Source organism: Micromonospora sp. NPDC007230 (genome assembly GCF_042869115.1).
Lineage (GTDB): Bacteria > Actinomycetota > Actinomycetes > Mycobacteriales > Micromonosporaceae > Micromonospora.
Genome location: NZ_JBIAFE010000013.1, coordinates 1 through 25,390 on the forward strand (window position 1 = coordinate 1; position 25,390 = coordinate 25,390).

Annotated in this window: 21 protein-coding genes and 2 pseudogenes; 12 read left to right on the plus strand and 11 right to left on the minus strand. The window is 70.9% G+C overall.

Annotated elements, in window-relative coordinates; translation table 11 throughout:
* Positions 1-147: 147 nt before the first annotated feature.
* The 3 genes from ACFYML_RS19400 to ACFYML_RS19410 all read left to right on the plus strand — a co-directional run bounded on the left by ACFYML_RS19400 (position 148) and on the right by ACFYML_RS19410 (position 2,385).
* Positions 148-834 carry an alpha/beta fold hydrolase gene (locus ACFYML_RS19400; RefSeq protein WP_387421938.1) on the plus strand — a complete coding sequence of 229 codons (687 nt, stop codon included), beginning with the start codon at positions 148-150 and terminating at the stop codon, positions 832-834.
* A gap of 158 nt (positions 835-992) precedes the next feature.
* Positions 993-1,559 carry a GNAT family N-acetyltransferase gene (locus ACFYML_RS19405; RefSeq protein WP_387421939.1) on the plus strand — a complete coding sequence of 189 codons (567 nt, stop codon included), beginning with the start codon at positions 993-995 and terminating at the stop codon, positions 1,557-1,559.
* 31 nt (positions 1,560-1,590) lie between these two features.
* The gene (locus tag ACFYML_RS19410; RefSeq protein WP_387421940.1) at positions 1,591-2,385 is read left to right on the plus strand and encodes a HEAT repeat domain-containing protein; all 795 of its coding nucleotides are present in this window, start codon (positions 1,591-1,593) and stop codon (positions 2,383-2,385) included.
* 77 nt (positions 2,386-2,462) lie between these two features.
* On the opposite strand, the pseudogene ACFYML_RS19415 reads toward ACFYML_RS19410, so the two are convergent.
* A pseudogene (locus ACFYML_RS19415) lies at positions 2,463-2,711 on the minus strand (aldo/keto reductase); the annotation flags it as partial.
* A 219-nt stretch (positions 2,712-2,930) separates the two neighbouring features.
* Between ACFYML_RS19415 and ACFYML_RS19420 the strand changes: the two are divergent.
* The 3 genes and pseudogenes from ACFYML_RS19420 to ACFYML_RS19430 form a co-directional block, all read left to right on the plus strand.
* Positions 2,931-3,482, plus strand: a pseudogene (locus ACFYML_RS19420) (oxidoreductase); the annotation flags it as partial.
* A gap of 180 nt (positions 3,483-3,662) precedes the next feature.
* Complete coding sequence (locus ACFYML_RS19425) at positions 3,663-3,950, plus strand: DUF2277 domain-containing protein (protein WP_387421941.1); 288 nt, start codon at positions 3,663-3,665, stop codon at positions 3,948-3,950.
* Positions 3,951-4,172: 222 nt separating this feature from the next.
* A complete protein-coding gene (locus ACFYML_RS19430) occupies positions 4,173-4,637 on the plus strand; it encodes a hypothetical protein (protein ID WP_387421942.1) in 465 nt (154 codons plus the stop codon).
* An 89-nt stretch (positions 4,638-4,726) separates the two neighbouring features.
* On the opposite strand, the gene ACFYML_RS19435 is transcribed toward ACFYML_RS19430, so the two are convergent.
* The 5 genes from ACFYML_RS19435 to ACFYML_RS19455 all read right to left on the minus strand — a co-directional run bounded on the left by ACFYML_RS19435 (position 4,727) and on the right by ACFYML_RS19455 (position 11,188).
* Positions 4,727-6,538, minus strand: coding sequence for a glycoside hydrolase family 15 protein (locus tag ACFYML_RS19435; RefSeq protein ID WP_387421943.1), 1,812 nt, complete (start codon positions 6,536-6,538; stop codon positions 4,727-4,729).
* 1 nt (position 6,539) lies between these two features.
* On the minus strand, positions 6,540-7,016 hold the full coding sequence (locus tag ACFYML_RS19440; protein WP_387275750.1) for a hypothetical protein: 477 nt from the start codon (positions 7,014-7,016) through the stop codon (positions 6,540-6,542).
* Between the two features lie 378 nt (positions 7,017-7,394).
* Positions 7,395-8,582, minus strand: coding sequence for an ArgE/DapE family deacylase (locus ACFYML_RS19445; RefSeq protein ID WP_387421944.1), 1,188 nt, complete (start codon positions 8,580-8,582; stop codon positions 7,395-7,397).
* 133 nt (positions 8,583-8,715) lie between these two features.
* Complete coding sequence (locus ACFYML_RS19450) at positions 8,716-9,990, minus strand: Zn-dependent hydrolase (protein WP_387421945.1); 1,275 nt, start codon at positions 9,988-9,990, stop codon at positions 8,716-8,718.
* 82 nt (positions 9,991-10,072) lie between these two features.
* On the minus strand, positions 10,073-11,188 hold the full coding sequence (locus ACFYML_RS19455) for a diaminopropionate ammonia-lyase (protein WP_387421946.1): 1,116 nt from the start codon (positions 11,186-11,188) through the stop codon (positions 10,073-10,075).
* A 111-nt stretch (positions 11,189-11,299) separates the two neighbouring features.
* Between ACFYML_RS19455 and ACFYML_RS19460 the strand changes: the two genes are divergently transcribed.
* Complete coding sequence (locus tag ACFYML_RS19460) at positions 11,300-12,229, plus strand: LysR family transcriptional regulator (RefSeq protein WP_387421947.1); 930 nt, start codon at positions 11,300-11,302, stop codon at positions 12,227-12,229.
* A gap of 149 nt (positions 12,230-12,378) precedes the next feature.
* Here the strand turns inward: ACFYML_RS19460 and ACFYML_RS19465 are convergent, their stop codons facing one another.
* Genes ACFYML_RS19465 through ACFYML_RS19475 form a run of 3 tightly spaced genes read right to left on the minus strand, consistent with a single transcriptional unit; the run spans position 12,379 to position 15,977 of the window.
* Positions 12,379-13,344 carry an ROK family protein gene (locus ACFYML_RS19465; protein WP_387421948.1) on the minus strand — a complete coding sequence of 322 codons (966 nt, stop codon included), beginning with the start codon at positions 13,342-13,344 and terminating at the stop codon, positions 12,379-12,381.
* A gap of 4 nt (positions 13,345-13,348) precedes the next feature.
* The gene (locus ACFYML_RS19470) at positions 13,349-14,818 is read right to left on the minus strand and encodes a M81 family metallopeptidase (RefSeq protein ID WP_387421949.1); all 1,470 of its coding nucleotides are present in this window, start codon (positions 14,816-14,818) and stop codon (positions 13,349-13,351) included.
* Positions 14,819-14,831: 13 nt separating this feature from the next.
* Positions 14,832-15,977, minus strand: a complete 1,146-nt coding sequence (locus ACFYML_RS19475; RefSeq protein ID WP_387421950.1) for an ROK family transcriptional regulator — start codon at positions 15,975-15,977, stop codon at positions 14,832-14,834.
* Positions 15,978-16,268: 291 nt separating this feature from the next.
* Here ACFYML_RS19475 and ACFYML_RS19480 point away from each other — a divergent pair, with 291 nt between their 5' ends.
* The 5 genes from ACFYML_RS19480 (at position 16,269) to ACFYML_RS19500 (ending at position 22,868) form a co-directional block, all read left to right on the plus strand.
* On the plus strand, positions 16,269-18,074 hold the full coding sequence (locus ACFYML_RS19480; protein ID WP_387421951.1) for a peptide ABC transporter substrate-binding protein: 1,806 nt from the start codon (positions 16,269-16,271) through the stop codon (positions 18,072-18,074).
* Between the two features lie 77 nt (positions 18,075-18,151).
* Positions 18,152-19,111 carry an ABC transporter permease gene (locus ACFYML_RS19485; protein WP_387421952.1) on the plus strand — a complete coding sequence of 320 codons (960 nt, stop codon included), beginning with the start codon at positions 18,152-18,154 and terminating at the stop codon, positions 19,109-19,111.
* Positions 19,108-20,031 carry an ABC transporter permease gene (locus tag ACFYML_RS19490; RefSeq protein ID WP_387421953.1) on the plus strand — a complete coding sequence of 308 codons (924 nt, stop codon included), beginning with the start codon at positions 19,108-19,110 and terminating at the stop codon, positions 20,029-20,031. The genes ACFYML_RS19485 and ACFYML_RS19490 overlap by 4 nt, the downstream gene beginning before the upstream one ends.
* A 12-nt stretch (positions 20,032-20,043) precedes the next feature.
* Positions 20,044-22,158, plus strand: coding sequence for a dipeptide ABC transporter ATP-binding protein (locus tag ACFYML_RS19495; RefSeq protein ID WP_387421954.1), 2,115 nt, complete (start codon positions 20,044-20,046; stop codon positions 22,156-22,158).
* Positions 22,155-22,868 (plus strand): copper homeostasis protein CutC, encoded by a 714-nt coding sequence (locus ACFYML_RS19500; RefSeq protein ID WP_387421955.1) that lies wholly within the window; start codon positions 22,155-22,157, stop codon positions 22,866-22,868. Before ACFYML_RS19495 ends, ACFYML_RS19500 begins: the two co-directional genes overlap by 4 nt.
* Before the next feature lie 17 nt (positions 22,869-22,885).
* Here the strand turns inward: ACFYML_RS19500 and ACFYML_RS19505 are convergent, their stop codons facing one another.
* Positions 22,886-24,937, minus strand: a complete 2,052-nt coding sequence (locus ACFYML_RS19505; RefSeq protein WP_387421956.1) for a glycogen debranching N-terminal domain-containing protein — start codon at positions 24,935-24,937, stop codon at positions 22,886-22,888.
* Between the two features lie 2 nt (positions 24,938-24,939).
* Positions 24,940-25,302, minus strand: coding sequence for an SCP2 sterol-binding domain-containing protein (locus ACFYML_RS19510; RefSeq protein ID WP_387421957.1), 363 nt, complete (start codon positions 25,300-25,302; stop codon positions 24,940-24,942).
* Between the last annotated feature and the right edge of the window lie 88 nt (positions 25,303-25,390).

Here is a 25,390-nt window from a genome sequence, read left to right on the forward strand (position 1 = left end):
CGGAAAGATCCACTCGGGCCGGGCTGCGGAGATCACCTGCACCCAAGCATCCTCGATGATCGTCCTTAGCGGACAGACGTCGGGGTTACGAGACGTCCCTTAGCGTGATGTCCGTGATCTGACCGCACCGGAAGAAGGGAACTGATCATGGAGATCCTGCTCGTCGCTGGCCTGTGGCTCGACGGATCCGTCTGGGACGACGTCGCGTCCGCACTCGAGTCACTCGGCCATCGCCCCGTACCGCTCACCCTCGCCGGCCAGGGTGACGGATCCCCGTCCGCCACGCTCGAGGACCAGGTGGCAGCGGTCGTCGCCGCCGTGGACTCGGCATCGGGGAAGCCGATGGTGGTGGGGCATTCCGCCGCCTGCACCCTGGCATGGCTGGCCGCTGACGCGCGACCGGAGCGGGTCGGCAAAGTCGCCCTCATCGGGGGCTTCCCGTCCACCGACGGGGAGGCCTATGCGAACTTCTTCGAGCTGAAGGATGGCGTCATGCCTTTCCCCGGCTGGGGACCATTCGAGGGGCCAGATTCTGCGGACCTCGACGAGGAGGCCAGGCGAGCCATCGCGTCCGCGGCGATTCCGGTCCCCGAGGGGGTGGCCAAGGGCGTGGTGCGGTTGGCCGACGAGCGGCGGTTCGACGTCCCGGTCGTGCTCGTGTGCCCCGAGTTCACCCCTGCTGAAGCCAAGGAGTGGATCGAGGCCGGTGACGTGCCCGAGCTCGCGAAGGCCAAGCACCTTGACTTCGTCGACATCGACTCCGGCCATTGGCCCATGGTGACCAAGCCGGTCGAACTCGCCCGTCTCCTGGCCGCAGCGGCTGCCGAGAGCTGACCACCGCGGCGCGGCGGCTGGACACCTGGCGTGCCCTGCTGCCGGCTTTGGCCGCGTTTCTCGAAGTCATGGCAGTGCATCGACCGACCATGCGGCAAGCGGTCCTGGGCGTTCAGGTCGCGGGCCGGGAAGATGTGACGCGCGAAAGGATCCACCCGATGTCATACACGGTCCGACCCCTGGACGCCTCGACGTGGGACGCATTCGCGGAGCTTGTCGAGCGCAACAACGGAATCTTCGGTGGGTGCTGGTGTATTGGCTACCACCCCGAGTGCGGCCAGAAGGGGATCAGCTACCGCGCGGCCAAGGAGGACCGGGTCCGGACTGGCCGGGCTCATGCCGCGCTCGTCCTCGACGAGGACGGCGCCGCGCAGGGGTGGTGCCAGTACGGCAGCCCCGAGGAACTACCGGGCATCAAACACAGGCGCGAATACGACAAGGCTGCACCGCCGCGCCCGGACTGGCGGATCAGCTGCTTCTACGTCGACAAGAAACATCGCCGGCACGGCATCGCCCGGGCAGCGCTGGAAGGCGCCCTCGACCACATCGCCCATGCCGGCGGCGGCCTCGTCGAGGCTATCTCCGAGGTGACCACCGGCCGTGAGGCACCAGGCCGTTTCCTGTTCAGCGCGACCGTCGAACTGTTCGAGCAGTTCGGATTCACCCGCGGCCGGCAGGTTGGCAAGCACGCATGGGTCGTGAGCAGGGTGGTCGACGCGGTGTGAATATCCGCTTCCGTGGCGCGCTCGAAAATTCGTGATCATCACCGCCGCCGGCCGGCTATCATCCCCGGTGATGGCGGAGTTCGTGCACATCACCACGGCGCGATCGGCTCGACGCATCGCGCGCTCGGGAATCGCCGCGCGCAGCCGTGGGCGGGCCGGTGAACCGGGCGTGTACTGCATGCCGGTGCTGCCGTCGTTCACTCTCACCTATCAGTGGGTGCGCGAGCTGCGGCGTTGGCACTCGGGCGTGCTGGTCGCGGTGCAGCTTCGGCTGCCCGACGACGAGCCGGTCACCGTCGGGCGATACTCTGCCCCACCCCGCGAGGCCACCGCCGCCCAGGCGGTCGCGGCGGTGCGCGAGCTCGACGATCCGCGCGGCTACGAGGTGTTCGTGCCCCGCGCGATCGTCGACACCGAGGTGCGCCGGATCCGTGACGTTCCGCAGGGAGTCGGTTGGCGGTACCTGCCGGCGGCCCACGGCCGGCGGCCCTGCCCGTGTCCCGCCTGTCTGCCGCGCGGTGCGTACAAGGTGGCCAACCTGCGTCGCCGGTTCCCCTACGACGAGCCGCCCAGGCCGAAGAGCGAGCTGATGACGCGGCTGCGGGCGGCGACCACCGCCGACGAGATCATCGACGTGCTCGGTGAGCTGGGCCGTGGCTGGCGCGGCGGTGCCGAGGAGCTGGCGTACCTGGCCGATCATCCCGATCCGGACGTACGCGACACGCTCGAAGGCATCCTGCGGGCGTACCGCGGCCGCGAAGCGCGGCGACTCCGCGAGCGGTTGCAGCTCAGCGGTTCATCGGGGTCAGATCAGAACAGCTGCTGATCTCCGTGCGGCCCAGTCGGGCTCATAGGATGTCAGCAATGGCTAACCGGGGTCGAGTGTCGCCCGGAGCCGCCGAGCGCCCGGGGCCAGTTTCCCTCGGCGTCACGCAATGATCCGACCTTCGTCACGATGTGCAGATCGTCCGGGTATGGGTGCAAGGCTTCCCTGATGATCTCGTTGGTGACGTACGGGCCGTAGAAGTCGGCGGTGTCGATGTGGTTGATGCCCAGCTCGACGGCCTCGCGCAGCACGGCCACCGCCGCGTCTCGGTCGGTCGGCGGGCCGAAGACGTGCGGGCCGGCCAACTGCATCGCGCCGTACCCCATCCGGGCGACCGTCAGATCCCCCAGCGTGAACGTCCCGCCGGGAAGCGTCGATGTCACGAGAAATCCCTCTCCATGTGGTCGCAAATCTTCCCGCCGACGCCGCCACCAAACCGCGGCGGCGTCCAGCCGGCGGTCCTCGGCGCGGTCGCTGGTGCCGGCGCCGACATGGTCGGTCTCGAAGTCATGATTGATACGGTGCCCCCACCTGGCCGGTGCCACGCTCCCGAGCGGCTGCGCCAAGCCGTGCACGACAACCTGGACCACCTCGGGCTCGATGTGCTCGACGTCGTCAACCTGCGCGTCGGCGGGTTCGACCGGCCCACTCCCGGCTCCATCGCCGAGCCGTTCACGGCCCTCGCGCAGCTGCAGCAGGAGGGCCTGATCAAGCATCTCGGTCTCAGCACCGTCAACGGCGAACAGTTCGCCGAGGCGCAGTCCATCGCGCCGGTCGTGTGCGTGCAGAACTACTACAACATCGCAAACCGGGACGACGACACCCTGATCGGCTCCCTGGCCGTGCAGGGCATCGCCTACGTGCCCTACTTCCCGCTCGGCGGCTTCTCCCCATTGCAGTCGGAGGAACTGAACGCTGTCGCCGCCCGCCTCGACGCCACACCGATGGCCGTCGCGCTGGCTTGGCTGCTCAAGCGCTCCCCGAACATCCTGCTCATCCCCGGCACCTCATCCGTCGCGCACCTGCGCGAAAACGTCTCCGCTGCCGCGCTGGCCCTTCCCGAGGACGCGTTGACCGAACTCGACCGGATAGGTTGACACTCAGCGGCGCCACCGCGACGATCTCGGTCAACGCCGCGCTGTGCGAGATCACCGCAAGCCAGCTGGCGATTTCCTGCGGTCCGCGCGGCAGCTCGGGCAGTAGCCGAACAGCGACGCAGACCCGAAACGAAGCCCCAGGGAAGGTCGCGGTGGCCAAGGCCGTGGCATCGTGGAGGCATGTGCCGGAACATTCGAGTGCTCCACAACTTTGAGCCACCTGCGACCGATGACGAGATCGAGGCGGCCGCCATCCAGTACGTGCGCAAGGTCAGCGGCGCGACGCGGCCGTCCGCGGCCAACGAGGAGGCGTTCGACGAGGCGGTCCGCGCTGTCACGGCGGCCACCCGAACCCTGCTGGACACCCTCGTGACGAAGGCGCCTCCCCGCGACCGCGAGGTGGAGGCCGCGAAGGCCAAGGCGCGCGCGGCTGAACGGTACGGGGTTCGAGCGACGGCCTCGGGCTGACGGCCAGGGCGGGCGGATCAGGGTCAGCGTCAATCCGGTTCGGCCGCCATCGACACAGCCAAGGGCAGCCGAAGCCGCGGACGACGCCGAAGATCCGGCCGTCCACCTGTCCACACTCCGGGCGCAACGGCCACCGCAGCACGCTGGCGGTGCGCCGGCATTCTGATGAGCCGCGAAGTGGGTGTTCGAGCAATGTCGCACCCCTGTGGTGGAGTGCTCGCCGTGGGCGTGCTGTTTGACTACTTCCGGGCAAAGGATGACGCTGCGGCTGTCCGAATGATGGAGGATCTCGGTGGCGGGCCGGCCGCCGCCAGCGGAGACGGCGCAGCTGCCGATGCGATTGACCTCAAGGGCATCGAGCCGGCAGTGACCCTCGGCAAGCTCGTGAGCTTCGTTCGAGGGGTCGACTGGGAGGTGAATCTGGTCGATCTCAACCTGCTGTGGAGCGCGGACGACCAGGAAGGACCGTGGCTGGTGTCCCTCGACCGCGCCACGCGGGACGCCCTCGCCTCGATCAACGACGGGCAGGTGCGTGAGTTGTCGGCGCGATGGGGCCGGATCGAAGAGCTGGCGTGGAGCGGCCCGTTGCCTGAGGACGAGATGTCGCCCGTCATCGAGGAGGTCGCCGCCCTTGCCCGGCGTGCGCGAGACGCGGGCGAGGACCTGTACTGCTGGTGCTGCCTGTGACTCGTGCAATCGAGCCGCTCGCCGCCTGATCCGAGGAGTCGCGGACGTAGTCGCTCTGGTCTCGCGCTGGCGAAGGGCGGTTCCAGCGGTCAGCCGGATCCAGGACCAAGTGCGGGGGCGTCTCGAATTGCCAGTGCGGCCTGGACGAGCGCCGCGTGGGTCAGCGTCTGGGGATAGTTGCCGAGGTGGGCGCCGGTCGCGGGGTCCAACTCCTCGGCGTAGAGGCCGAGTGGGCTGGCGTGGTGGAGCATGGTCTGGAACAGTTCCTCCGCTTCGAGGCGGCGTCCGGTACGGGCGAGGGCTTGAACGAGCCAGAACGAGCACGGCAGGAACGCGCCCTCGGTGCCGGGGAAGCCGTCACGCCCCGGCGGGTAGCGGTAGAGGAGCGGACCGCCGGCGGAGAGCCGGTCCCGAATGGCCTCGATGGTGCCCCGCACGCGGGGCGAGTCGACGCTGTCCATGTCCAGCAGCGGCAGGACGAGCACGGCCGCGTCGAGGTCCTGGGAGCCGTAGCTGCGGACGTAGCTGCCCATCGTCGGGTCGAAGCCGTGCGTCCGGACCTTGGCGGCGATGGCGTCTCGTGCCTGCTGCCAGCGTCGACGTTGGCGCTCTGGCAGCGGGTGGGTGTCGGCGATGCGCAGTGCCCGATCCAGGGCGAGCCAGCCCATCAGCTTGGAATGTACGTGTTGGGCGGGCGAGCGGACCTCCCAGATCCCGGCGTCGGGCTCCTGCCAGCACTGGGCGACCAGGTCGGCGAAGCCGCGCACCGCCCGCCACGTCTCCGGGTAGAGGAGGTGCCCGGCCTGCGCGAACGCCCAGGCGGCGTCGATCACCCAGCCGTAGCCGTCGAGTTGGTGTTGGCCGGCGGCACCGTTGCCGAGCCGCACCGGGGCGCTGCCGAGATAGCCGGGCCAGCCCGGTACTTCCCGTTCTGTCGGTACGTGGCGGCCATGAAGGGTGAGCAGTGCCGGCAGGCGTGGCCGCTGCAGTCGGCTGGCGTGCAGCAACCAGGCGAGGAAACCGTGAGCCTCCTCGGGCTTGCCGACGCTGAGGAACGCACTGACGCCGATGCTGGCGTCACGGGGCCAGACATAGCGGTAGTCCCAGTTGCGTACCCCGCCGGGATCCTCGGGCAGTGACGTCGTGGGTGCGGCCACCGGGGCTTGCGAGGGCGAGTAGGTCAACAGCCGCAGGATCAGCAGGCTTCGTGCGACGTGCTCCCGGAAGGGCAGCGATTTGTCGATTTCGGCGGTCCAGGCCCGCCATCGGTTCTCGTCCTCGACGAGCAGTTCCCAGGCCGCTGCCGGCTCGACGTGGATCAGAGGTTCGCGGTGGGCCACGGCCAGCACGAAAGTGACCGGACGGCCTGGCCCGACCGTGATCGAGGCAGGCCGACCCGGTTCGATGGTGAGCCCGGGTGCGCTGCCCAGCGAGACCGCCAGCGACCCCCACTCACACACCAGGGCCTGGCGCCGCTGGTGGACTCGGGGTCGGCGGTGCCGTACGCCGAGGCGGGGATCGAACTCGACGACGGCGTCGACCGTTTCCACCTCGGCCGAGAGGCGCCGCACGATCAGTGTCGTGGGCAGCAGGTGGCCGCTGATCTCGGCCACCATGCCCTCGGTGAGGGTGAGGCGGCCGTTGCCGACCGCCCAGGTCGTCTCCAGAGTGGCGGTGTTCTGCCGGTAGCGCCGTTCGACGACCGCAGCCGGCCGGGCCGGCCCGACTCGGAACGTGCCCGCCTCCGGGCCCCCGACCAGCCGGCCGAACAGGGGCTCACCGTCGAAGCGGGGCACGCAGAGCCAGTCGAGTCGGCCGTCACTGGTGACGAGGGCGGCGGTGCGGGTGTCGCCCAGCAGCCCATAGTCGCTGATCGGCGCCGAGGGCGGAGGGCTCGTCACGTCAATCGGCCTTGAGGAGCAGTCCGAGGACGATCCCGAACATGACGTGGACGACAGCCGTGACCGCGGGAGTCTGGATGCCGTAGTTGAGAGCGAACAGCCCGGGTGGCTCCAGCACGGCGGTGCTGGCCAGGCCGGCCCGCTGCGAGGCCATGCGTGGGTGGACACCCGGAAGCAGCGGCAGGAGCACCGTCAGTGCGATCCCGACGTGGAGCAGCCCGAGCAGCGCGCCGATCCACCAGGTGGCGCGGTGCAGCAGGGCGAACGTGGCCGCGTAGCCGAGGGCGAAGCCCTGGCCGGCGCAGAGGTGGATGAAGAACCCGGCGACCCGGGCCCGGTCGGGATCCTCCGTGACGAGGGTCCCGAGCACCAGGGGAAGGTCGAGGCGAGTGAGGCCGGCGAGTTGAGCGGTGATCAGCGCCGCGGTGAGCGCCGTGGTGGCGACCAGCCCGAACAACGCCCATCCGGCCCAGTCCATCTCAGCGGTGGTCGACGCCGCGGGCGTTCCGCCCGACGAGCCTGCCGACGTGGGCGGCACCAGCATTGGCGATGCCGGGTCGCCCGGCGTCGGTCATGGCGACACCGGCGCCGGTCGGCCGCGCAGATGGCCGGGTCTGAAGTGCCGAGCAGCGGCTGCGCGCCGCGGGCATCGGGCTCGGCGACGTCCTCGCAGTCATCGGTCCACCCTTCGGCTGGACAACGTGAAGGTTCTACTGGCTTGATCGGGACGCCTGCGTCGCCCGCAGCTGCGACTACAGTGGCCATTCCGGCTTTTCACCATAAGCCACCGCACCTGTGACACCGGCCCGCTTGCCGAGATACAACCTGGGATGCGCAGCCGGGGTCTGTCGACGGCTCAGGAACAGAAGTCGGCGATGGTGCTGGTGAGGATGTCGGTGAGGTGGTCCAGGGAGGCGAGGTCGACGTATTCGGTGGCGGCGTGGGCACCGGCGCCGTCGACGCCGAAGAGCAGGCAGGGGATGCCGGCGCGGTCCAGGAGGGCGCAGTCGGTCCAGAAGGCCTCGGCGCGCACCACGGGCGGGTGCCCGAGAATCCTTTCCGCGTGGCGGACCAGGGTGCGGACTACGGGTGCCTCCGGGTCGGCCTCGAAGGGCTCGCGGTGCAGGCCGCGGGTCAGCCGGTAGCGGAAGTCGGGGACCGTGGCGGCCAGGCGGTCGAGCACGGCGGTCAGTTCGCGCTCGACGCGGTCGGGACTCTCGCCCGGGACGGTGCGGCGCTCCAGGGTGAGGCGGCAGTGCGCCGGGTAGGTGGAGGCCTCCTCGCCGCCCTGGATGACGGAGGCGTGCACGGTGCCGGTGCCCAGGAGAGGGTGTGCCGGGCCCGCCATGAGGCGCTGGCCCAGTTCCTCCAGCGCGACCAGGAAGTGCCCGGCTTTGGCGATGGCGTCGATGCCGAGTTCGGGCCGCGAACCGTGGGCGGCGCGGCCCTCGATCTCCACCTCGAACCAGACGAAGCCCTTGTGGGCGAGCGTGACTTCGAGTTGGCTCGGCTCGGTGACGATCGCCGCGTCGGCGGTGACGGACTCCAGCACCTCCTCGGTGCCGGAACTGCCGTGTTCCTCGTCGGCGACGCAGGCGAGTATGACGTCACCGCGCAGTGGCCCGCGGGCGGCGCGGGCCGCGGCGACCATCATGGCCGCGAGGCCGCCCTTCATGTCGAAGGCGCCGCGGCCGAACATCTTGCCGTCGCGGATCTGCGGGTCGAGCGGGTCGCCGTCGTAGTCGGCCGCGCCCACCGTGTCGAGATGGCCGTTGAGCATGAGTGACCGGCCGCCGCCGGTGCCGCGGGCGATCGCGACGAGCGAGGGCCGGCCGGGGCGCTTCTCGAGTCGATGCACCTCGAAGCCGCGAGCGCCCAGCCATGCGTCGCAGAAGTCGGCGATCTCGGTCTCGCCGGCGCCACCGGGAACGAGGTCAGGATTGACGGAGTTGATGGCGATCAGCCTGGCCAGCAGGCCGCTGGGATGATCATCCGGGTCCAGGGCATCGGGGGCCGCGGGAGTGGTGGGAGTCTCGAAAAGCATCGGGGACCTTCCATGGTCATCAGGTTCCGGACGGGCGCTCGGACCTGCAGGTCCGGAGGGAGTCGGAAAGCGTCCGGCGGCTCTTCCCGGACCAGCTGCGCACTGCTCGGGTCGTTGCCGGGGTGGCGGGCGCTCAGTCTTGGTTGGCGAGGCGCAGGAGAGTGGTGGCCAGGACGTCGATGCCGTGGGTGCAGGCCTCGGGGGTGGAGTATTCCCGGGGGTTGTGGCTGATGCCGTCGTACTCGCCGCGGACGAAGATCATGGCGGTGGGGCAGAGCGCGGCGATCTCCTGGGCGTCGTGCCCGGCGCCGGAGAGCAGGGAGACGTGTGCCAGGTCGTGGTCGTCGGCGGCCTGCGCGATGACCTTCTGCACCCCGTCGTCGAAGGGGACGTAGGCGGTCCTGGCCATCCGACGGGTGGTCAGCGACAGGCCCGGCTGGCTGCCTTCCAGGTCGTTCAGGAACGCGGCCAGGGCCTCCTCGGCGCGGGCCATCTGGGCGTCGTCGGGGTTGCGCAGGTCCACGGTCATCTCGGCGCGGGCTGGGACGATGTTGGTCAGGTCCGGGTGGACGATGAGGTGGCCGACGGTGGCCCGCAGGTCGCCGTAGTCGCCGGAGTCGACCAGGGACCGCAGGTGGACGATGATCTGGGCAGCGGCGAGCCCGGCGTCGGCGCGCAGGTGGGTGGGGGTGGTGCCGGCGTGGGCGGCGCGACCGTGGATGGTGATCTCCTGCCAGGAGATGCCCTGGACGCCGGTGACGACGCCGATCTCGACCCCGTGCTCGGCGAGGACGGGGCCCTGTTCGATGTGGCATTCGACGTAGGCGTGCGGCGCGTCGAGGCGTACCTCGACGGGGCCGTCGGAGCCCGTGCGGGCGAGTTCACCGCCGAGGGTGCGGCCGTCGCGGTCCGTCAGCGCGTGGGCGTACTCCACTGTCAGGCGACCGGCGGCGACGGCGCTGCCGAGCATGTCGGTGCCGAAGCGGACGCCCTCCTCCTCGGTGAAGATGCCGACCTCGATGGGGCGGCGGGTGGTGATGCCGCGTTCGTTGAGGATGCGGATGACTTCGATGCCGCCCAGGACGCCGAGACAGCCGTCGAAGGCGCCGGCGGTGGCGACGCTGTCGATGTGTGAGCCGGTCAGTACGGGGGCCGCGGTGGGGTCGGTGCCTTCGCGGCGGCCGTAGATGTTGCCCATCTGGTCGATGCGGACGGCCAGGCCGGCCTGTTCCATCCAGGCGATCACCTGGCGGCGGCCGGCCGCGTCGGCGTCGGTCAGGGCGAGGCGGTTGACGCCGTGCAGGCCGGTGCGCTCGTCGTGGTACGCGCCGATCTCGGCGAGGTCCATCAGCGACTGCCACAGGCGTTCGCCGTTGACGGTGATCTTGCTGGGGGTGAGGCTCGTCAAGGTCTGTCTCCCAGGAGCTGTCAATGACGGTGGAGTTGGGGGGCGAGCGGGTCGACCGGTGGCGGTCGCGGGCTGCGGACGATCAGTGATCGAGCGTGGAGTGCGGGTTGGCGGCCGGGCCCTCGGTGCTCAACAGCACGACCACCGAGGCCGAATCGAGTCCCAGTGCCGTTCGGCGTTCTCCGGCCCCGACGCCGGTGAGCACCGCACGTAGGCCGGCGAGCGCTGCCGCCCCGCAGGGGCCCGCGTAGACACCGACAGCGGCGAGGTCAACGGCCGCGCGGGCGCTGTCGGGGTCGGGGATGGCGACGGCGGCGTCCAGCCCGCTGTGCAGGTAGGGCCAGGCGATGCTGGACGGGGTGCCGCAGTTGAGCCCGGCCATCGTGGTGTCGCCGGTGGTGACGCTGACCGGTGCGCCGTGGGTGAGGCTTTCCAGGACGCAGGCGGCGGCCGCCGGCTCCACCGACAACAGCGCGGGCGCCCGTCCGGACGGGCGGCTGCGGTAGTGGGTGATGACGGCCTGGGCCAGCGACCCGACGCCCACCGGTACCGCGACGAGATCAGGCCCCGCGACGATTCCCTCGGCGGTCAGTTGTTCGTCGATCTCGACGCAGAGGGTGGAGTAGCCCTCGACGATCCAGCCCGGGATCTGCTCATAGCCGGGCCAGGCGGTGTCCTGGACCAGGACCGCCGCCGGCGCGGCAGCGGCCTCCGCCGCCAGGCGGACGGCCTCGTCGTACGGCCCGGCGACCTCGGTCACCTCCGCCTGTTCGGCGACGATGGCCGCCACCGCCTGCGGATGCACACCGTGCGGCACGAACGCGTGGGCGTGGTGCCCGAGCAGGCGCGCCGTGCGGGCCACCGCCCGGCCGTGGTTGCCATCGGTGGCGGTCACCAGGGTGACCGGTTCGTCACCGCGCACGGCCCGCGCGGAGAGTGCGCGGTGGACCGCCCAGGACGAACCCAGCGCCTTGAACGCGGGCAGCCCCAGCCGGCACGACTCGTCCTTGACGAAGACGCGGCCCACCCCCAGCTCCGCTGCCAGCGGCGGGAGTTCGGTCAGCGGCGTGGGCGAGTAGTCGGGCAGGGTGGTGTGGAAGCTCCGCACCTCGGCAGGTGCGGGTGTGCACCTCCAGGCGCGGGCGCCGGGCCGCGCGAGCCACGGCATCAGCCCGGGGGAGGAGACATTCTCGGTCACGGCTCCAGGGTGCGACGGACTCCTATGATCGGTCCAGCGAATGTTTCCGACCTATACTCATCGAGAAAACCGATCGTTGCGGGTTGCTGCGCGACGGCGAGGAGAGCGTCCATGTTCGACCTGCATCGCCTGCGCCTGCTGCGCGAGCTCAAGCACCGCGGCACGCTGGCCGCGGTCGCCGCCGCCCTGTCCTACGCCCCCTCCTCCGTCTCCCAGCAGCTCTCGCAGTTGGAAGCGGAGGTCGGCGTCCGACTGCTGGAACCGGTCGGGCGGCGGGTGAAGCTGACCGAGCAGGCCGAGATCCTCGTCGCTCACACCGAAGCGGTTCTCGAACGCCTGGAGCGTGCGGAGGCGGAGATCGCCGCCTCCCTGACCGAGCTGACCGGGACCCTGCGCATCGCCTCGTTCCAGACCGCCGCCCTGGCCCTGGTCCCGGCCGCGCTCGGCCTGCTGCGCGACCAACACCCGCACCTGCGCGTCCACGTCACGCAGCTGGAACCCGAAAAGGCCCTACCCGCCCTGCAGGCCCGTGACTTCGACCTGGTCGTGGCCGAGGAATATCCCGGCAACCCCAACCTGCGCCCCGCCGAACTCGAACAGGAAGACCTGCTCGACGACCCCCTGCGGCTCGCCCTGCCCGATGACGGCCCGGACACTCACGACCCCATGGCGACGCTGCGCTCACTCGCGGACCACCCCTGGGTGATGGAACCCGAAGGCACCACCGCGCGGCACTGGGCCGTGACCCTGTGCCGCAACGCCGGCTTCGAACCCGACGTACGGTTCGAAACCACCGACCTCCTGCTGCACCTTCGCCTCGTCGAGCAGGGGCACGCTGCCGCCTTCCTGCCCGACCTCGTCTGGAGCGGACAACCGCCAACGGTCACGCTGCGACAACTTCCCCGGGATCAGCGCACCCGCCGGGTCTTCACCGTCGTACGCCGCGGCCGCAGCCGGCACCCCGCCGTCCAGGCGTGCCGGGGCGCCCTCCGTCAGGCGGTCACCCTCCGCTCGAGTCAGGCACCGGGGCGGCAGAGCTGACCGCTGTCCGCTCCGTGGCAGCCACACCCGGGGAGCGGGGCGAGGCGAGGCTGCGGGTCCGGCTGCCGGCCGGGCCGCATCCGGGTGTCAGTCGGCCTGCGCGGGCGTCGCCCCCGGCGTCCACGACGCCGGGTCGCGGTCGGTCGCCGTCACACAACAGGCGGCACGAGCTCGGGTGCGCCCCAGCCGTCAGGAACGGGCAGGCCGGCCTCCCGTCGGGCCATGGCGGCCGCGCCGACCTGTGCGGCCTGGGCACCGAAGGCGGAGCGCAGCACCGGGGGCGGGGTCCGCCAGGCGAGAGCCGCCCGGAGGGCGTCGCGTACCGGGTCGAAGAACAGCGCGCCCGCGTCGGCGAGCCCACCGCCGAGAACGATGCGGGCCGGGTCGAGGGTCAGGGTCAGGGTGGCCAGGGCCGTCCCCAGAGCCTGGGTCGCGTCGTCCCAGACGGCGCGGGCCACCCGATCGGTGGCCACCGCCTCGGCGATGCCCCGGCTGTCCAACCCCGGGGTTCCGCCGAGCCGGGCATAGCGGCGGGCCAGCCCGCCGGCGGAGGCGTACACCTCCAGGCATCCCCGCTGCCCGCAACTGCACGGCTCCCCGCCGGGGTAGACCGGCATGTGGCCGACCTCGCCGGCCGAGCCGGTCGCGCCCGGCACCGGCGCACCATGCACCACCACCGCTGCGGCGATGCCGGTGCCCAGCGGTAGCAGCAGGAAGTTGTCCAGTCCGCGGGCTGCTCCGGCCACCGCCTCGGCGACGCCGGCCGCCCGTGCGTCGTGCCCGACCGCCACCGGCAGACCGAGATCGTCCCCGATGAGGGCGCGTAGCGGCACGTCCCGGAACCGGATGTTGGCGGCGTACCGCACCACCCCGTCGATCTCGTCGACGAGGCCCGGTGTGACCACGCCGATCGCGGCGGGTGTGGTGCCGAGGGCGAGCGCGTCGTCGCGCAGCTGGAGGCACAGCGACCGGACGGCCTTGACCGGGTCGTCGTCCGCCCGCGACGGCACGGTCAGCGAGTGCCGGAACTGGCCGTCCTCGCCGACCACGGCCCCCTTGATGGTCGTGCCACCGACGTCGACGGCGAGGACGCACTGGCCTTCGGGCTGCGTCACGCGATCACCCGGTCACCACGGTGAGGTCCGCGGTGAAGTCGCGGTCCAGGGGAAACACCGGTCGCACCACACGCTGGTACGGCAGCCGCGCGAGGTCCTGGTCGACGCCGCCCGGGGTCAGCGCGAGCAGCCAGTCGCCGGCCGCGTCGAACAGTTCGGGTTCGAGGTAGCCGATCTTCACCACGACGAGATCCATCTCGTCGACCGCGATCCCCAGCCGGGCGTAGGAGTCCAGCAGGCGGTACTGCATCCGGCGGGACGTGACGAAGACGCTCAGCCCGCCGACCCGTACGCTGGCGCACCGCCCACCGTCGGGATCGTCGGCGACCGCCTCAAGGATCCCGTCGAGCGGCAGCGGGCCCGGGTCCCGGGAGTCGATCCGCCCGCCGACCGCCACCCGTACCGGCGAGCCGAGCGGCTGGTCGGCGATCTGCGCCACGGCCTGCGGGTCGACCAGCGAGGCGAACACGGCGCGGCGGGAGCCGTCGCGGATCTCGGGGCGGGCCAGCAGCCGGTCCAGGGCGAAGGTGACGTCGTCGGCACCGCCGGCGCCAGGGTTGTCGCCCGAGTCGCTGATGAAGAAGGGTCGCCGGGCCGGATCCGCGACCGCGGCCAGGGCCGCGTCGAGGCACTCGTCCATCGAGCCGGTGGGGGCGACGAAGGTGAACTCGTCGCGGGCCGCCCAGAAGTGCCCGCCGAGCTCGCGGGCCGCCTCGGTGGTGGCGGTGGCGTCGGTGCCGGTGACGACGACCGCGCCCCGGCAGCGCGGCTGGTCGGCCCAGGCGAATCCGATCCAGATCGCGGCGTCGACGATGCCGTCCCGGGCCTCGACCTCGGGGATTCTCGCGTAGAGCCCCCGGGCCGGCTCCTCGCGGGTGCTGGTCATCTCGCCGGGCAGCAGGATCGGCACGTGGACCAGGGCCTTGTGCGGGCGCCGCTGCCGGCGCAGCGCCTCGACCAGGTTCCGGGCGGCGCGCTCACGGGTCTCCCACACGTCGATGTGCGGGGCGGTGCGATAGCAGGTGAGCAGGTCGCAGGCGTCGAAGAGCACCTGCGAGACGTTGCCGTGCAGGTCCATCGCCGCGGAGACGAACGGCTCCGGCCCGAGCACCGACCGGATGGCGGTGACCAGGTCGCCCTCCGCGTCGTCGCGTCCGACGACGCTCATCGCACCGTGGATGTCCAGCAGCATGCCGTCCACCGGGCCGGCGGCGGCGAGCTGCTCCGCCAGCTCGGTGGCCCAGGCCTCGTACGTCGCCGGGTCGACCGCCCCGCCGGGCAGGGCCCGGGCGTGCACGAGCGGTATCCATTCGACGTCAGCGGCCCAGGGCTGGGCGGGGGAGAGCCAGTCGTAGCGCGCCAGCAGCGCATCGCCCCGGGTGACCTCGAAGTCGTGGGCGGTGCTGAGGTGGGGCGAGAAGGTGCTGGATTCGATGTGGATGCCGCCGATGGCGATGCGGAGGGGACGGGGCACGGGTGGTTGCTCCTCAGGAGGGTCGTACGTCGGCCGTCGTGCGCAGCAGGTGCCCGAGGCCGACCAGGGCCGCATCGGGGCCCGCGACGCTGGCTTCGATGGTCAGGGACTGGGTCATGGACGGTAGGCAGCGCTCGTAGAGCATCCCCCGGGTCGCGGCCACGTAGACGTCGAGGCTGGACAGCGCGCCGCCGATGACGACGGCGTCGGGGTTGAGGAAGTTGACCAGGCCGGAGAGCGCCACGCCGAGCAGCCTGCCGGCGTGACGCACCATGGTCACCACGGTCGGGTCGGCGTCGCTGACCGCTGCCATGATGTCCCGGACGGTGGTCGCCGATGAGCCCTGATCGGCCAACTGGCGGGCCAGGGCGGCGCCGCTGGCGACGGTCTCCAGGCAGCCCCGGCTGCCGCAGGAGCACTCCCGCTCGCCACTGTCCGCCACGCGTACGTGGGTGACATCGCCGCTGAGGCCGCGACCGCCCCGGTAGACCTGTCCGCCGCTGACCAGGCAGGCGCCGATGCCGGTGCCGGCCTTGACGTAGATCATGTCGCCGAACTCGTTTCTCCGGGTGACGTACTCGCCGATCGCCGCCGCCTTGGCGTCGTTGTCGACGGCCACCGGCACCTGGAAGCGCGCGGCGAGGTGGTCCCGCGCGTCGACGCCGCTCCAGCCGGGCATCCGGGCCGGGCCGACCAGCCGGCCGCCGGGGAACTCGACCGGGCCCGGTAGGGCGACGCCGACCCCGAGCAGTTCCTGGCCCGGCGCGGCCGCCGCCTGGAGCCGCGCGAATGTCGCCGCGACGACGTCGAACACCTCTTCGGGCCCGGCGGCGATGTCGAGGGCCACCTCCTCGGTGGTGCGCAGCCCGCCGTCGGGCGTGCACAACCCCACCCGGGCGTGCCGGCCGCCCAGTTCGGCGACGGCGAGGACCCCCTTGGTCTCCCGCAGGCGCAGGATCCGGGGGCGCCGTCCCCCGGTGGACCGGCCCACTCCCTCCTCCAGGATGACGCCCTCCTCGAGCAGGCGGCGTACCACGCTGGTGACGGTCGAGGGGGCGACCTGCAACGCCTCGATGAGGTCGGCGCGCGAGGTGGCCGCGCCGCTGGCCAGCAGGTCGAGGGTCTGGTCGCGCAGGGTGGCGGAGATCGATGGTTCCAAGGTGCTTCTCCTTGTTTGGGCGGTCCTCCGGCGCCGCCTCAGTGTGTCGCAGTGCCACGGCCGGGTGCGCTCCGGAGCCCACGCGAAGAGTATCGGTCGATGCTTCGCCGACTTCGATCGTACCCTGGCCAAAGTTGCCGAATAAAGAGGGTAACTTTCGTTGACTCAGCACTTCGGCGCGGTTACATTCTCCGCGTCGAACGTCGAGGAGCAGCACCTGGCGGCGGGACGCATGCCGATGCCGCCGGCGCCCGGAGACGCGGGGCACGTGCACATCAATCGAGGAGACTCATGAGGAGCAGATTTCCCGGGCGCGCCCTCCGCGGCGCCGTGGCGGTAGCCAGCGCGGTCGCCCTCGGGGCGGGCCTGGTCGCCTGCGGTGGCGGCGGCGGTTCGTCGAAGGCGGGCGGGAGTCAGGGCAAGGACACCGTGACTGTCGCCTTCCGTACCCCCAACTGGATCCTGCCGATCTCGGCACCCGGCTTCACCCAGGGCGAGAACGCCATCTTCGGGCAGGCGCTGTACCGGTCCCTGTACCAGTACAAGCTGGACGGCACCGCGCAGTACAACATCGACCCGCAGCGCTCGATGGCCGAGCCGCCGGTGGTGAGCGACGGCGGCAGGACGCTGACCATCACGCTGAAGGACAACACCTGGTCCGACGGCAAGCCCGTCACCACCAAGGACATCCAGTTCTGGTACGACCTGGTCACGGCGAACAAGGACAAGTGGGCGTCCTACCGGGCCGGCGGCCTCCCGGACAACATCGCGCAGTGGTCGGTCAAGGACGACAAGACCTTCTCGATCACCACGAAGGAGGTGTACAACACCGCCTGGTTCGTGGACAACCAGCTCAACAAGATCACCCCGATGCCGGAGCACGCCTGGGACAAGGACTCCGCCACCGCGGCCGTGAGCAACCTGGCCAGCACGCCGGAGGGCGCGAAGAAGGTCTTCGACTTCCTCACCGCGGCCTCGAAGGACCCCAAGACGTACGACTCCAACGAGCTGTGGAAGGTCAACAGCGGCCCGTGGAAGCTGGCGAAGTACGTGCCGAACGGCGAGGTCACCCTCGCCGCCCAGCCGAACTACTCCGGGGTGGACAAGCCGAAGCTCGCCAAGGTCGTGCTCCGGCCGTTCACCGGCGACGATGCCGAGTTCAACGTGCTGCGTGCCGGTGACATCGACTACGGGTACGTGCCGGCGGCCAACCTGTCCCAGGAGGGCTACCTCAAGTCCAAGGGCTACACGGTCTCCCCCTGGTACGGCTGGTCCGTCACCTACCTGCAGCTGAACTTCAACAACCCGAAGACCGGGGTGCTGTTCAAGCAGCCGTACCTGCGGCAGTCGATGCAGATGCTGATCGATCAGCCGACGATCAGCAAGGTGATCTGGTCCGGCACGGCCGCGCCGACCTGCGGCCCGGTGCCCGCCAAGCCGGGCACCAACGGCACCGACGCCGCCGGCTGTGTGTACTCGTTCGACCCGGCCAAGGCCAAGGAGTTGCTCGAGAGCCACGGCTGGCGGGTGACCCCGGACGGGCAGACCACCTGCCAGACGCCGGGCACCGGACCGAACCAGTGCGGCGAGGGCATCGCCGCCGGCACGGCGCTGAGCCTCACCGTGACCAGCCAGACCGGCTTCGCCGCCACGACCAAGATGTTCGCCGAGATCAAGTCGCAGATGGCCAAGCTCGGCATCCAGCTGACCATCAAGGAGGTGCCCGACTCGGTCGCGGTCACCCCGGCCTGCAAGTCGACGGATGCGACCTGCTCGTGGGACATGTCCTTCTTCGGCTCGCAGGGCAGCTGGTACTACCCGGCCTTCGCCAGCGGCGAGCGGCTCTTCGCCACCGACGCCCCGGTGAACCTGGGCAGCTACAGCAACCCGGAGGCCGACAAGCTCATCGAGGCCACGCAGTTCTCCGGCGACGAGAGCGCGCTCAAGGCGTACAACGACTTCCTCGCCAAGGACCTGCCGGTGCTCTGGATGCCGAACCCGGTGTTCCAGGTCTCGGCGTACCGGGCCGGTCTGCAGGGCGTCGAGCCGCAGGACCCGATGAACTTCATGTACTTCCAGGACTGGTCCTGGAAGTAATCGATCACTGATCGTCCCGGCTCCGGCGGCGCCCACCGCGCCGCCGGGGCCCCGACCGGGGAGGAGGAACCGCCCAGGTGGTCCGGTACCTCATCACGCGCTTGGGTCAGGCCCTCATCGTCGTCGTGCTCGTCACGGTGATCGCGTTCCTCATCCTGCACCTGCTGCCCGGGGGCGCGGCGCGGGCCACCCTCGGCAAGGAGGCGACGCTGCAGCAGTTGGCGGCGTTCAACCACGAGATGGGCTACGACCGGCCCTGGATCCAGCAGTACGGCATGTACGTGCAGCGCCTGCTGCACGGCGATCTCGGCTACTCGTACCAGCTCAACCAGTCGGTCGTCGAGGCGATCAGCCAGCGGCTGCCGAAGACCATGGTGTTGTCGCTGCTGTCGACGCTGCTCGCCATCGTGCTGGCGATCCCGCTCGGGGTGATCCAGGCGGTGCGCCGCAACCGCTGGCCCGACTACACCATCACCTCGCTGTCGCTGCTGGCGTACGCCACGCCCATCTTCTTCATGGGCCTCATGATGATCATCCTCTTCTCGCAGGTCTGGCCGATCCTGCCGCCGGAGGCACCGCAAGGGTTCACGGTGGCGGAGGTGCTCGCCGATCCGGCCGGGCTGGTCCTGCCCACGGTCACACTCGCGATCGTCACCATCGCGGTCTACTCGCGGTACGTACGCTCCGCCATGGTCGACAACCTCAACGAGAACTACGTCCGCACCGCCCGCAGCAAGGGCCTCTCCGAGCGGCGGGTCGTCCTGCGGCACACGCTGCGCAACGGGTTGTTCCCGGTCATCACACTGCTCGGGATGTACCTGCCCGCGCTGTTCAGCGGGGCGTTGGTCGTCGAGTCGCTGTTCAACTTCCCCGGCATGGGGCAGCTGTTCTGGCAGGCGGCGCTGAAGCGTGACTTCCCGATCCTGCTCGGGGTCACCGTCATCATCTCGATCGCGACGGTCGTCGGCGCGCTCGTCGCCGACCTGCTCTACGCCGCCGTCGATCCCCGGGTCCGACTCCGCGGGAGCGCGTCATGACCACCCTCTCCCCGGCGGCCCGTCCAGGCGCCGCCCCCGACCAGCCGGCGGACGCGGCCGAGGCGCCGGTGCGCGGCCTCTGGCGGCAGGGGCTGGTCGTCTTCTGCGAGAACCGGCTCGCCCTGGTGGGCCTGGGCCTGTTCGTCCTGCTGGCCGGGATCTGCTTCCTCGGCCCGCTCTTCTACCACACCGACCAGGTGCACACGGACCTCACCGCCGTACACCTGGCCCCGGGTGAGCAGGGGCATCCGCTCGGCACCGACGGGGTCGGCTACGACCAGTTGGGGCGGCTCATGCTCGGCGGTCAGACCTCGATCATCGTCGGGCTCGCGGCCGGGATCCTCGCCACCGCCGTGGGCACGCTCTGGGGCGCCGTCGCCGGGTTCGTCGGCGGGTGGGCGGATTCGGCGATGATGCGGGTGGTCGACGCGATGATGTCGATCCCGTCGCTGTTCCTCTTCATGCTGCTCGCCGCCATCGTCACCCCGAGCGTGTCGATGCTCATCCTCATCATCGGCGCCTTCGCGTGGCTGGGGCCGGCCCGGCTGGTCCGGGGTGAGGCACTGACGCTGCGCTCCCGCGAGTACGTCCAGGCCATGCGGGCGATGGGCGGCACGGGTGGCCGGGCGGTGCGCCGGCACATCGTGCCGAACGCCATCGGGACCGTGATCGTCAACGCGACCTTCCAGGTCGCCGACGCGATCCTCTACGTCGCGTACCTGTCGTTCCTCGGCCTCGGTGTCCCCCCGCCGGCGGCGAACTGGGGCGGGATGCTCTCCGACGGCCTCGCGGACACCTACAGCGGCCACTGGTGGCTGCTGTATCCGCCCGGAATCGCCATCATCCTCATCGTTCTCGCCTTCAACTTCATCGGCGACGGGCTGAGGGACGCCTTCGAGGTCCGCCTCCGGCGGCGGTAGCAGGAGCAGATAATGAGCGAATCGACCGTTCGGAAGTCGTCGGCCGGGCAGCCGGCAGCGGTTCAGCCCTTGCTGGAACTGCGCGATCTCGACACCGACATCGCGCTGCGCCGCGGCACGGTGCACGCCCTCGACGGGGTCAGTCTCGAGGTCATGCCGGGGGAGACCCTCGGCGTCGTGGGTGAGTCCGGCAGCGGCAAGACGATGACGGCGCTGTCGATCATGGGGCTGCTGCCGCCCGGCGGTCGGGTGTCCGGCGGGCAGATCCTCTTCGAAGGCCGGGACCTGCGATCGTTGCCAGCAGACGAGGTACGCCGGATCCGTGGTGTCCGGATGGGCATGGTCTTCCAGGACCCACTCACCTCGCTCAACCCGACCATGCGGATCGGCGTCCAGGTCGCCGAGCCGCTGCGGGTGCACGAGCGAGTCGGCAGGGCGGAGGCCCGGGAGCGGGCCATCGAGATCCTGCGCCGGGTCGGGATGCCACGCCCGGACCGGATCGTCGACAACTACCCGCACGAGTTGTCCGGCGGGATGCGGCAACGGGTCGCCATCGCGATGGCACTGGTCTGCTCCCCGCGCCTGCTCATCGCCGACGAGCCGACCACGGCGCTCGACGTCACCACGCAGCGGCAGATCCTCGAACTCATCGACGACCTGCGGGAAGAGTTCGGGATGGCCGTCATCCTGGTCACCCATGACCTGGGGGTGATCGCCGGCCGCGCCGACCGGGTCGCCGTCATGTACGCCGGACGGGTGGTGGAGACCGCGGCGACCGAGCAGCTGTTCCGCTCGCCTCGGCACCGCTACACCGAGGCGCTGATGGAGGCGCTCCCCGAGTCGGCGATCCGGGAGAGCGGTGCACACGCCCGGCTCTACAGCATCCCGGGATTGCCGCCGGACCTGTCCCGACCCCTGGCCGGCTGCCGGTTCGCGCCACGCTGCCGGCACGTCACCGACGAGTGCCGGACCACCGAGGTGGCCCTGTCGGTCGGCGAGCACCGGCACGCCTGTCTGCACCCGGTGCCCGCCGCACCGGTCACCCTGCCGCCCCGGGTGCGGGTCGAGCCGGCGCCCGAGCCGGTCGACTCGACGGCCGGAGCGGACCAGCCGGCGGCGGCCCCGGTCCTGTCGGTGCAGGCGCTGGTCAAGAACTACGCGGCGCACGGCCGCGGGCTGCTGCGCCGGTCCGCCGGGCAGGTGAGCGCCGTGGCGGGTGTCTCCTTCGAGGTCGGCCCGGGGGAGACCTTCGGGCTGGTCGGCGAGTCCGGCTGCGGCAAGTCCACCGTGGGACGGCTGGCCGTCGGGCTGGAACGGCCGACCGCCGGGCAGATCCTGCTGGACGGCACGGACATCGCCAGCCTGGCCGGGCGGGAGCGCCGCCGGATGCACCGGCAGGTCCAACTGATGTTCCAGGACAGCTACGCCGCGATGAACCCGCGGATGCGCGTCGACTCAATCCTCGCCGAGCCGCTCGAGATCCAGAAGGTGGGCGACGGGGCAGCGCGGCGGGCGCGGATCGCGACGCTGCTCGACCAGGTGGGGCTGTCGCGGCGGGTCCTGGAGCGCTACCCCCACGAGTTCTCCGGCGGCCAGCTGCAGCGCATCGGGCTGGCCCGGTCGCTGGCCCTGCAACCCCGGCTGATCGTCGGCGACGAACCGGTCAGCGCGCTGGACGTGTCGATCCAGGCGCAGGTCCTCAACCTCATGCGGGACCTGCAGCGTGAGCTCGGCCTGGCGTACGTCTTCATCAGCCACGACCTGTCCGTCGTCGATTACATGGCGGACCGGATCGGCGTCATGTACCTCGGCAAGCTCGTCGAGGTCGGTCCCGCCCGGGACGTGGTCCGGGCCGCCCGGCATCCGTACACGCAGGCGCTCATCGACGCCGTCCCCTCGATCACGCCGAACGCCGCGACCGCTCGCGACGGCGTCACCATCCGAGGCGAGCTGCCCAGCGCGTTGAACCCGCCCACCGGGTGCCGGTTCCGGACCCGCTGCCCGCTGGCGCAGGAGATCTGCGCGACGGAGCCGCCGCTGGCCGGCGACGGGCACCAGGTGGCCTGCCACTTCCCGCTGCGTCCGGAGTCGAGCAGGGCGTCCGCAGGGGCCGGGGCGGCCGCATGACCACGGTGGAGATCTGCGTCAGTGATGTGCCGACCGCACTGGTGGCCGAGGCCGCCGGGGCCGACCGGCTGGAGCTCTGCGCCGATCTCGGCCAGGGCGGCACCACCCCCAGCCTGGGCACCGTCGAGGTCGCCCTGCGGACGTTGCGCCGGGTGGGGGTACGCGTCATGGTCCGTCCCCGGGGCGGTGACTTCCGGTTGAGCGGGATCGAGGAGCAGGTCATGCTCGCCGACATCGCGGCCATCCGGAGCCTGCCCAATCCGCACGGCCTCGCGGTCGGGGTGGTGGTCGGTGCGGTCACCGCCGACGGCGGCCTCGACCTGGCCGTGCTCCGGCGCCTGATCGAGGCGGCGGGGCCGCTGCCGGTGACGGTGCACAAGGCCTTCGACGAGGTCGGCGACCAGCTGGCGGCGATCGAGGAGATCATCGACCTCGGAGCCGACGCGGTGCTCACCTCGGGCGCGGCGCCCACCGCGCTGGCCGGCGCCGCGCGGATCGCTGCGCTGCGGCAGCGGGCCGGCGACCGGTTGCGGGTCATCGCCGGCGGCGGCATCCGGTCGCACAACGTCCGGCAGGTGCTCGCGGAGACCGGGGCGCGGGAGGTGCACCTGCGGGCGCCGGTGCGGCGCGACGGACGCGAGGCCACCGACGGCGACGAGGTACGCCGGGTCGTCGCCGCCACACGCACCCACTCCGGCCCAGGGGAGTGAGCGCTCCGATCGCCGGGTCAGCCGGGTACCGGCAATCGGCCGTGGGCGACGGCGTCCAGCCGTCCCCACGGGCCGGGCACGCCGAGCAGTTCGACGAGCCCGATCGTCTCCGGGACCGCCGGTTCGACCGACAGGTGCCCTGCGCAAGGTTCCACGCCCAGCAGGGTGCGTAGCAGCATGAGCGGGGCTGAGGCAGAGATGGCCTGCGGGGAGCCGATTCGTGGCAGCGTGACCGGGTACCTGGTCAGGCTCCGGCCGTATCCGGCGAACGCGCCGGGTAGTCGTCCGTCGAAACAGCTCGCCGCCGTCAGGATTCCTTCCGCGACCCGGGCCGCCTCCCGGTCATGCCCGTACCGGCGTAGGCCGTAGGCGATCAGCGCGTTGTCGAACGGCCACACCATCCCGGTGTGGGTGCCGATCGGGTTGTAACGATGGTTGTCGCTGGCCAGTGTCCGGATTCCCCAGCCCGAATACAGCCGGTCGCTCATCAGGTGCTCGGCCACCTGGGCCGCTTTCTCCTCGGTGGCGATCCCGCTCCACAGCAGGTGGCCGATGTTCGAGGTGAGCCCGTCCACCTGGGTGCCGTCGGCCTCCAGAGCGACCGCGTAGTAACCGCGATCGGCGATCCAGAAGTCCCGGTTGAACCGGTCCTTCAGGTCTGCGGCCTCCCGCTCCAGGCGATCGGCGTACGCCGGGTCGTCCCAGACCTGCCGGGCCAGCCGGGCACCTCGCAGTTTCGCGTCGTACGCGTAGCCCTGCAGCTCACAGGTGGCGAGGGGATAGCCGGGCAGCCGCCCGTCGCGGTAGGAGATGGCGTCCGGGGTGTTCTTCCAACCCTGGTTGAGGACGCCGCACCGCTGGTTGCGCCGCTGGTACGCCACGTACCCTCGGCCGGTCAGGTCGGCGTACTGGTCGATCCAGGCCAGCGCCTTGCGCGTCTCGTACTCAAGTTCGCGCACCAGGTTCTCGTCGCCGGTCCACCGCTCGTACTCGTCGAGCAGCACCACGAACAGCAGGGTCGTGTCGGCCGCGCTGAAGTCGGCGGCCTGTGGCTGCTCCTCGAAGGCCGCGCTCTCGCCGTACCGGACCTCGTAGAAGACCTTGCCCGGATCCTCTTCCCGGAAGTCGTCCGGCAGGGTGCCGTGCCCGACCGCGCACAACCGCAGGGTGGGCACACTCAGCTGCGGGGTGAACGAGATCGCCTGCAGGCAGGAGATGAGAGCGTCCCGGGCGATCAGGGTCATGTACCAGGGCATCCCGGCCATGGGCAGCCGCTCCCGGTAGGTCCACGTGGAGTAACGCAGCGCACCCAGGTCGATCAAGCTGCGGCGGTAGGTGACGGCCAGCGAGTCCGAGTCGGTGCGCAGCTCTGGTGCCGAGTCGAGCCATTCCTCGAGCTCGCGGCGCATCTCCGGTCGTTTCCGTCCGCGGTGGGACGCGAGGTTGGCCCGAACGTCCCGGCCGTGCGCGCCGCGCAGCACCGCGTCCACCCGCAAGGTGGTTCGCCAGCTGCCGTGCGGTCCGATGGTCACCTCGAACGTCATGCCCCGTTCGTCGACCGCCGCCGGCTCGGACGACGTCACGATCGTCTCCCGGACGAACGACTCCCGCTCGTAGGTCAGCCGCAGGCCGTCGTTGTCGACGCGGACCGAGGTGCGGCCCTGCCGTGGTCCGCCGCCATCGCGGCGCAGCTCCACCGTGTCTGCGAAGTCGTTGCCGATGTCCATCCTGACCCGCATCGTCACGGGTGACTTGTCGTGATTGAGCACGATCAGCTGCTCGTTGAAGGTGCCCTCGATCGAGCGGTGCCGGATCACCGACACCGTCGCGTCCACGTAGTGGGTCGCCGCCCCGGGAACCAGGAAGAACCGCGTCTCGAAGTAGTTCAGCTCGTCCACGGCAAGCAGGTTCAGGCGTTCCCCGTTGACGGTCAGGGCCCACTGATTCAGAAACCGGGTGTCGAAGGAGTACAGCCCGGTCGCAACACCCGCAACGGCGGACATGTCGCCGCGGTTGTCGCTCAGGATGTAGGTGTTGCCGTCCACGGTGCTGACCAGCTTCGGATCCACGTTCAGCCCTCCGGTGTCCGAGCCGCGGTCCGGCCGGCTCGCCGAGCCGCCGGCAGCAGTTCACGCAGCGTGGCCAGCAGGCTGATGTCGCCTTCGACGCTGAGCAGGTTCCGCCACACGGCGGCGTACACACCCTGCTCTCCGGTCAGGATCCGGGCGAACACGTCCCGCCTGACCCGGACAACGGTGTCCGCGTCCCGGCTGTCTCTGCCGACACCCACGTTTCCCGAGTCGAAGATCAACACCCAGTGCTCCGCCACGTGGTCGACGGTCAGGTCGAACCGCATCGTCCCGGCGTACTTCTCGGGAAGATGCGGCCTGCTCCGCTCGATGTCGGCGAAGAACTCCTTGATCGGGTCGGTCATTCGTCCCCCCAGCCGTACGCCGGCAGGGACAGACTCACGGCCGCGAGGGCGAGCCGGCGTCACCCGGATCGGGTGATTTCCGTTGTCG

Bases quoted from the DNA above. Each gene is read 5' to 3' on its own strand.
- ACFYML_RS19460 (WP_387421947.1), top strand. From the start codon at position 11,300: ATGTTCGACCTGCATCGCCTGCGCCTGCTGCGCGAGCTCAAGCACCGC.
- ACFYML_RS19510 (WP_387421957.1), bottom strand. From the start codon at position 25,302: ATGACCGACCCGATCAAGGAGTTCTTCGCCGACATCGAGCGGAGCAGG.
- ACFYML_RS19400 (WP_387421938.1), top strand. From the start codon at position 148: ATGGAGATCCTGCTCGTCGCTGGCCTGTGGCTCGACGGATCCGTCTGG.
- ACFYML_RS19425 (WP_387421941.1), top strand. From the start codon at position 3,663: ATGTGCCGGAACATTCGAGTGCTCCACAACTTTGAGCCACCTGCGACC.
- ACFYML_RS19445 (WP_387421944.1), bottom strand. From the start codon at position 8,582: ATGCTTTTCGAGACTCCCACCACTCCCGCGGCCCCCGATGCCCTGGAC.
- ACFYML_RS19490 (WP_387421953.1), top strand. From the start codon at position 19,108: ATGACCACCCTCTCCCCGGCGGCCCGTCCAGGCGCCGCCCCCGACCAG.
- ACFYML_RS19480 (WP_387421951.1), top strand. From the start codon at position 16,269: ATGAGGAGCAGATTTCCCGGGCGCGCCCTCCGCGGCGCCGTGGCGGTA.
- ACFYML_RS19495 (WP_387421954.1), top strand. From the start codon at position 20,044: ATGAGCGAATCGACCGTTCGGAAGTCGTCGGCCGGGCAGCCGGCAGCG.
- ACFYML_RS19405 (WP_387421939.1), top strand. From the start codon at position 993: ATGTCATACACGGTCCGACCCCTGGACGCCTCGACGTGGGACGCATTC.
- ACFYML_RS19440 (WP_387275750.1), bottom strand. From the start codon at position 7,016: ATGGACTGGGCCGGATGGGCGTTGTTCGGGCTGGTCGCCACCACGGCG.
- ACFYML_RS19500 (WP_387421955.1), top strand. From the start codon at position 22,155: ATGACCACGGTGGAGATCTGCGTCAGTGATGTGCCGACCGCACTGGTG.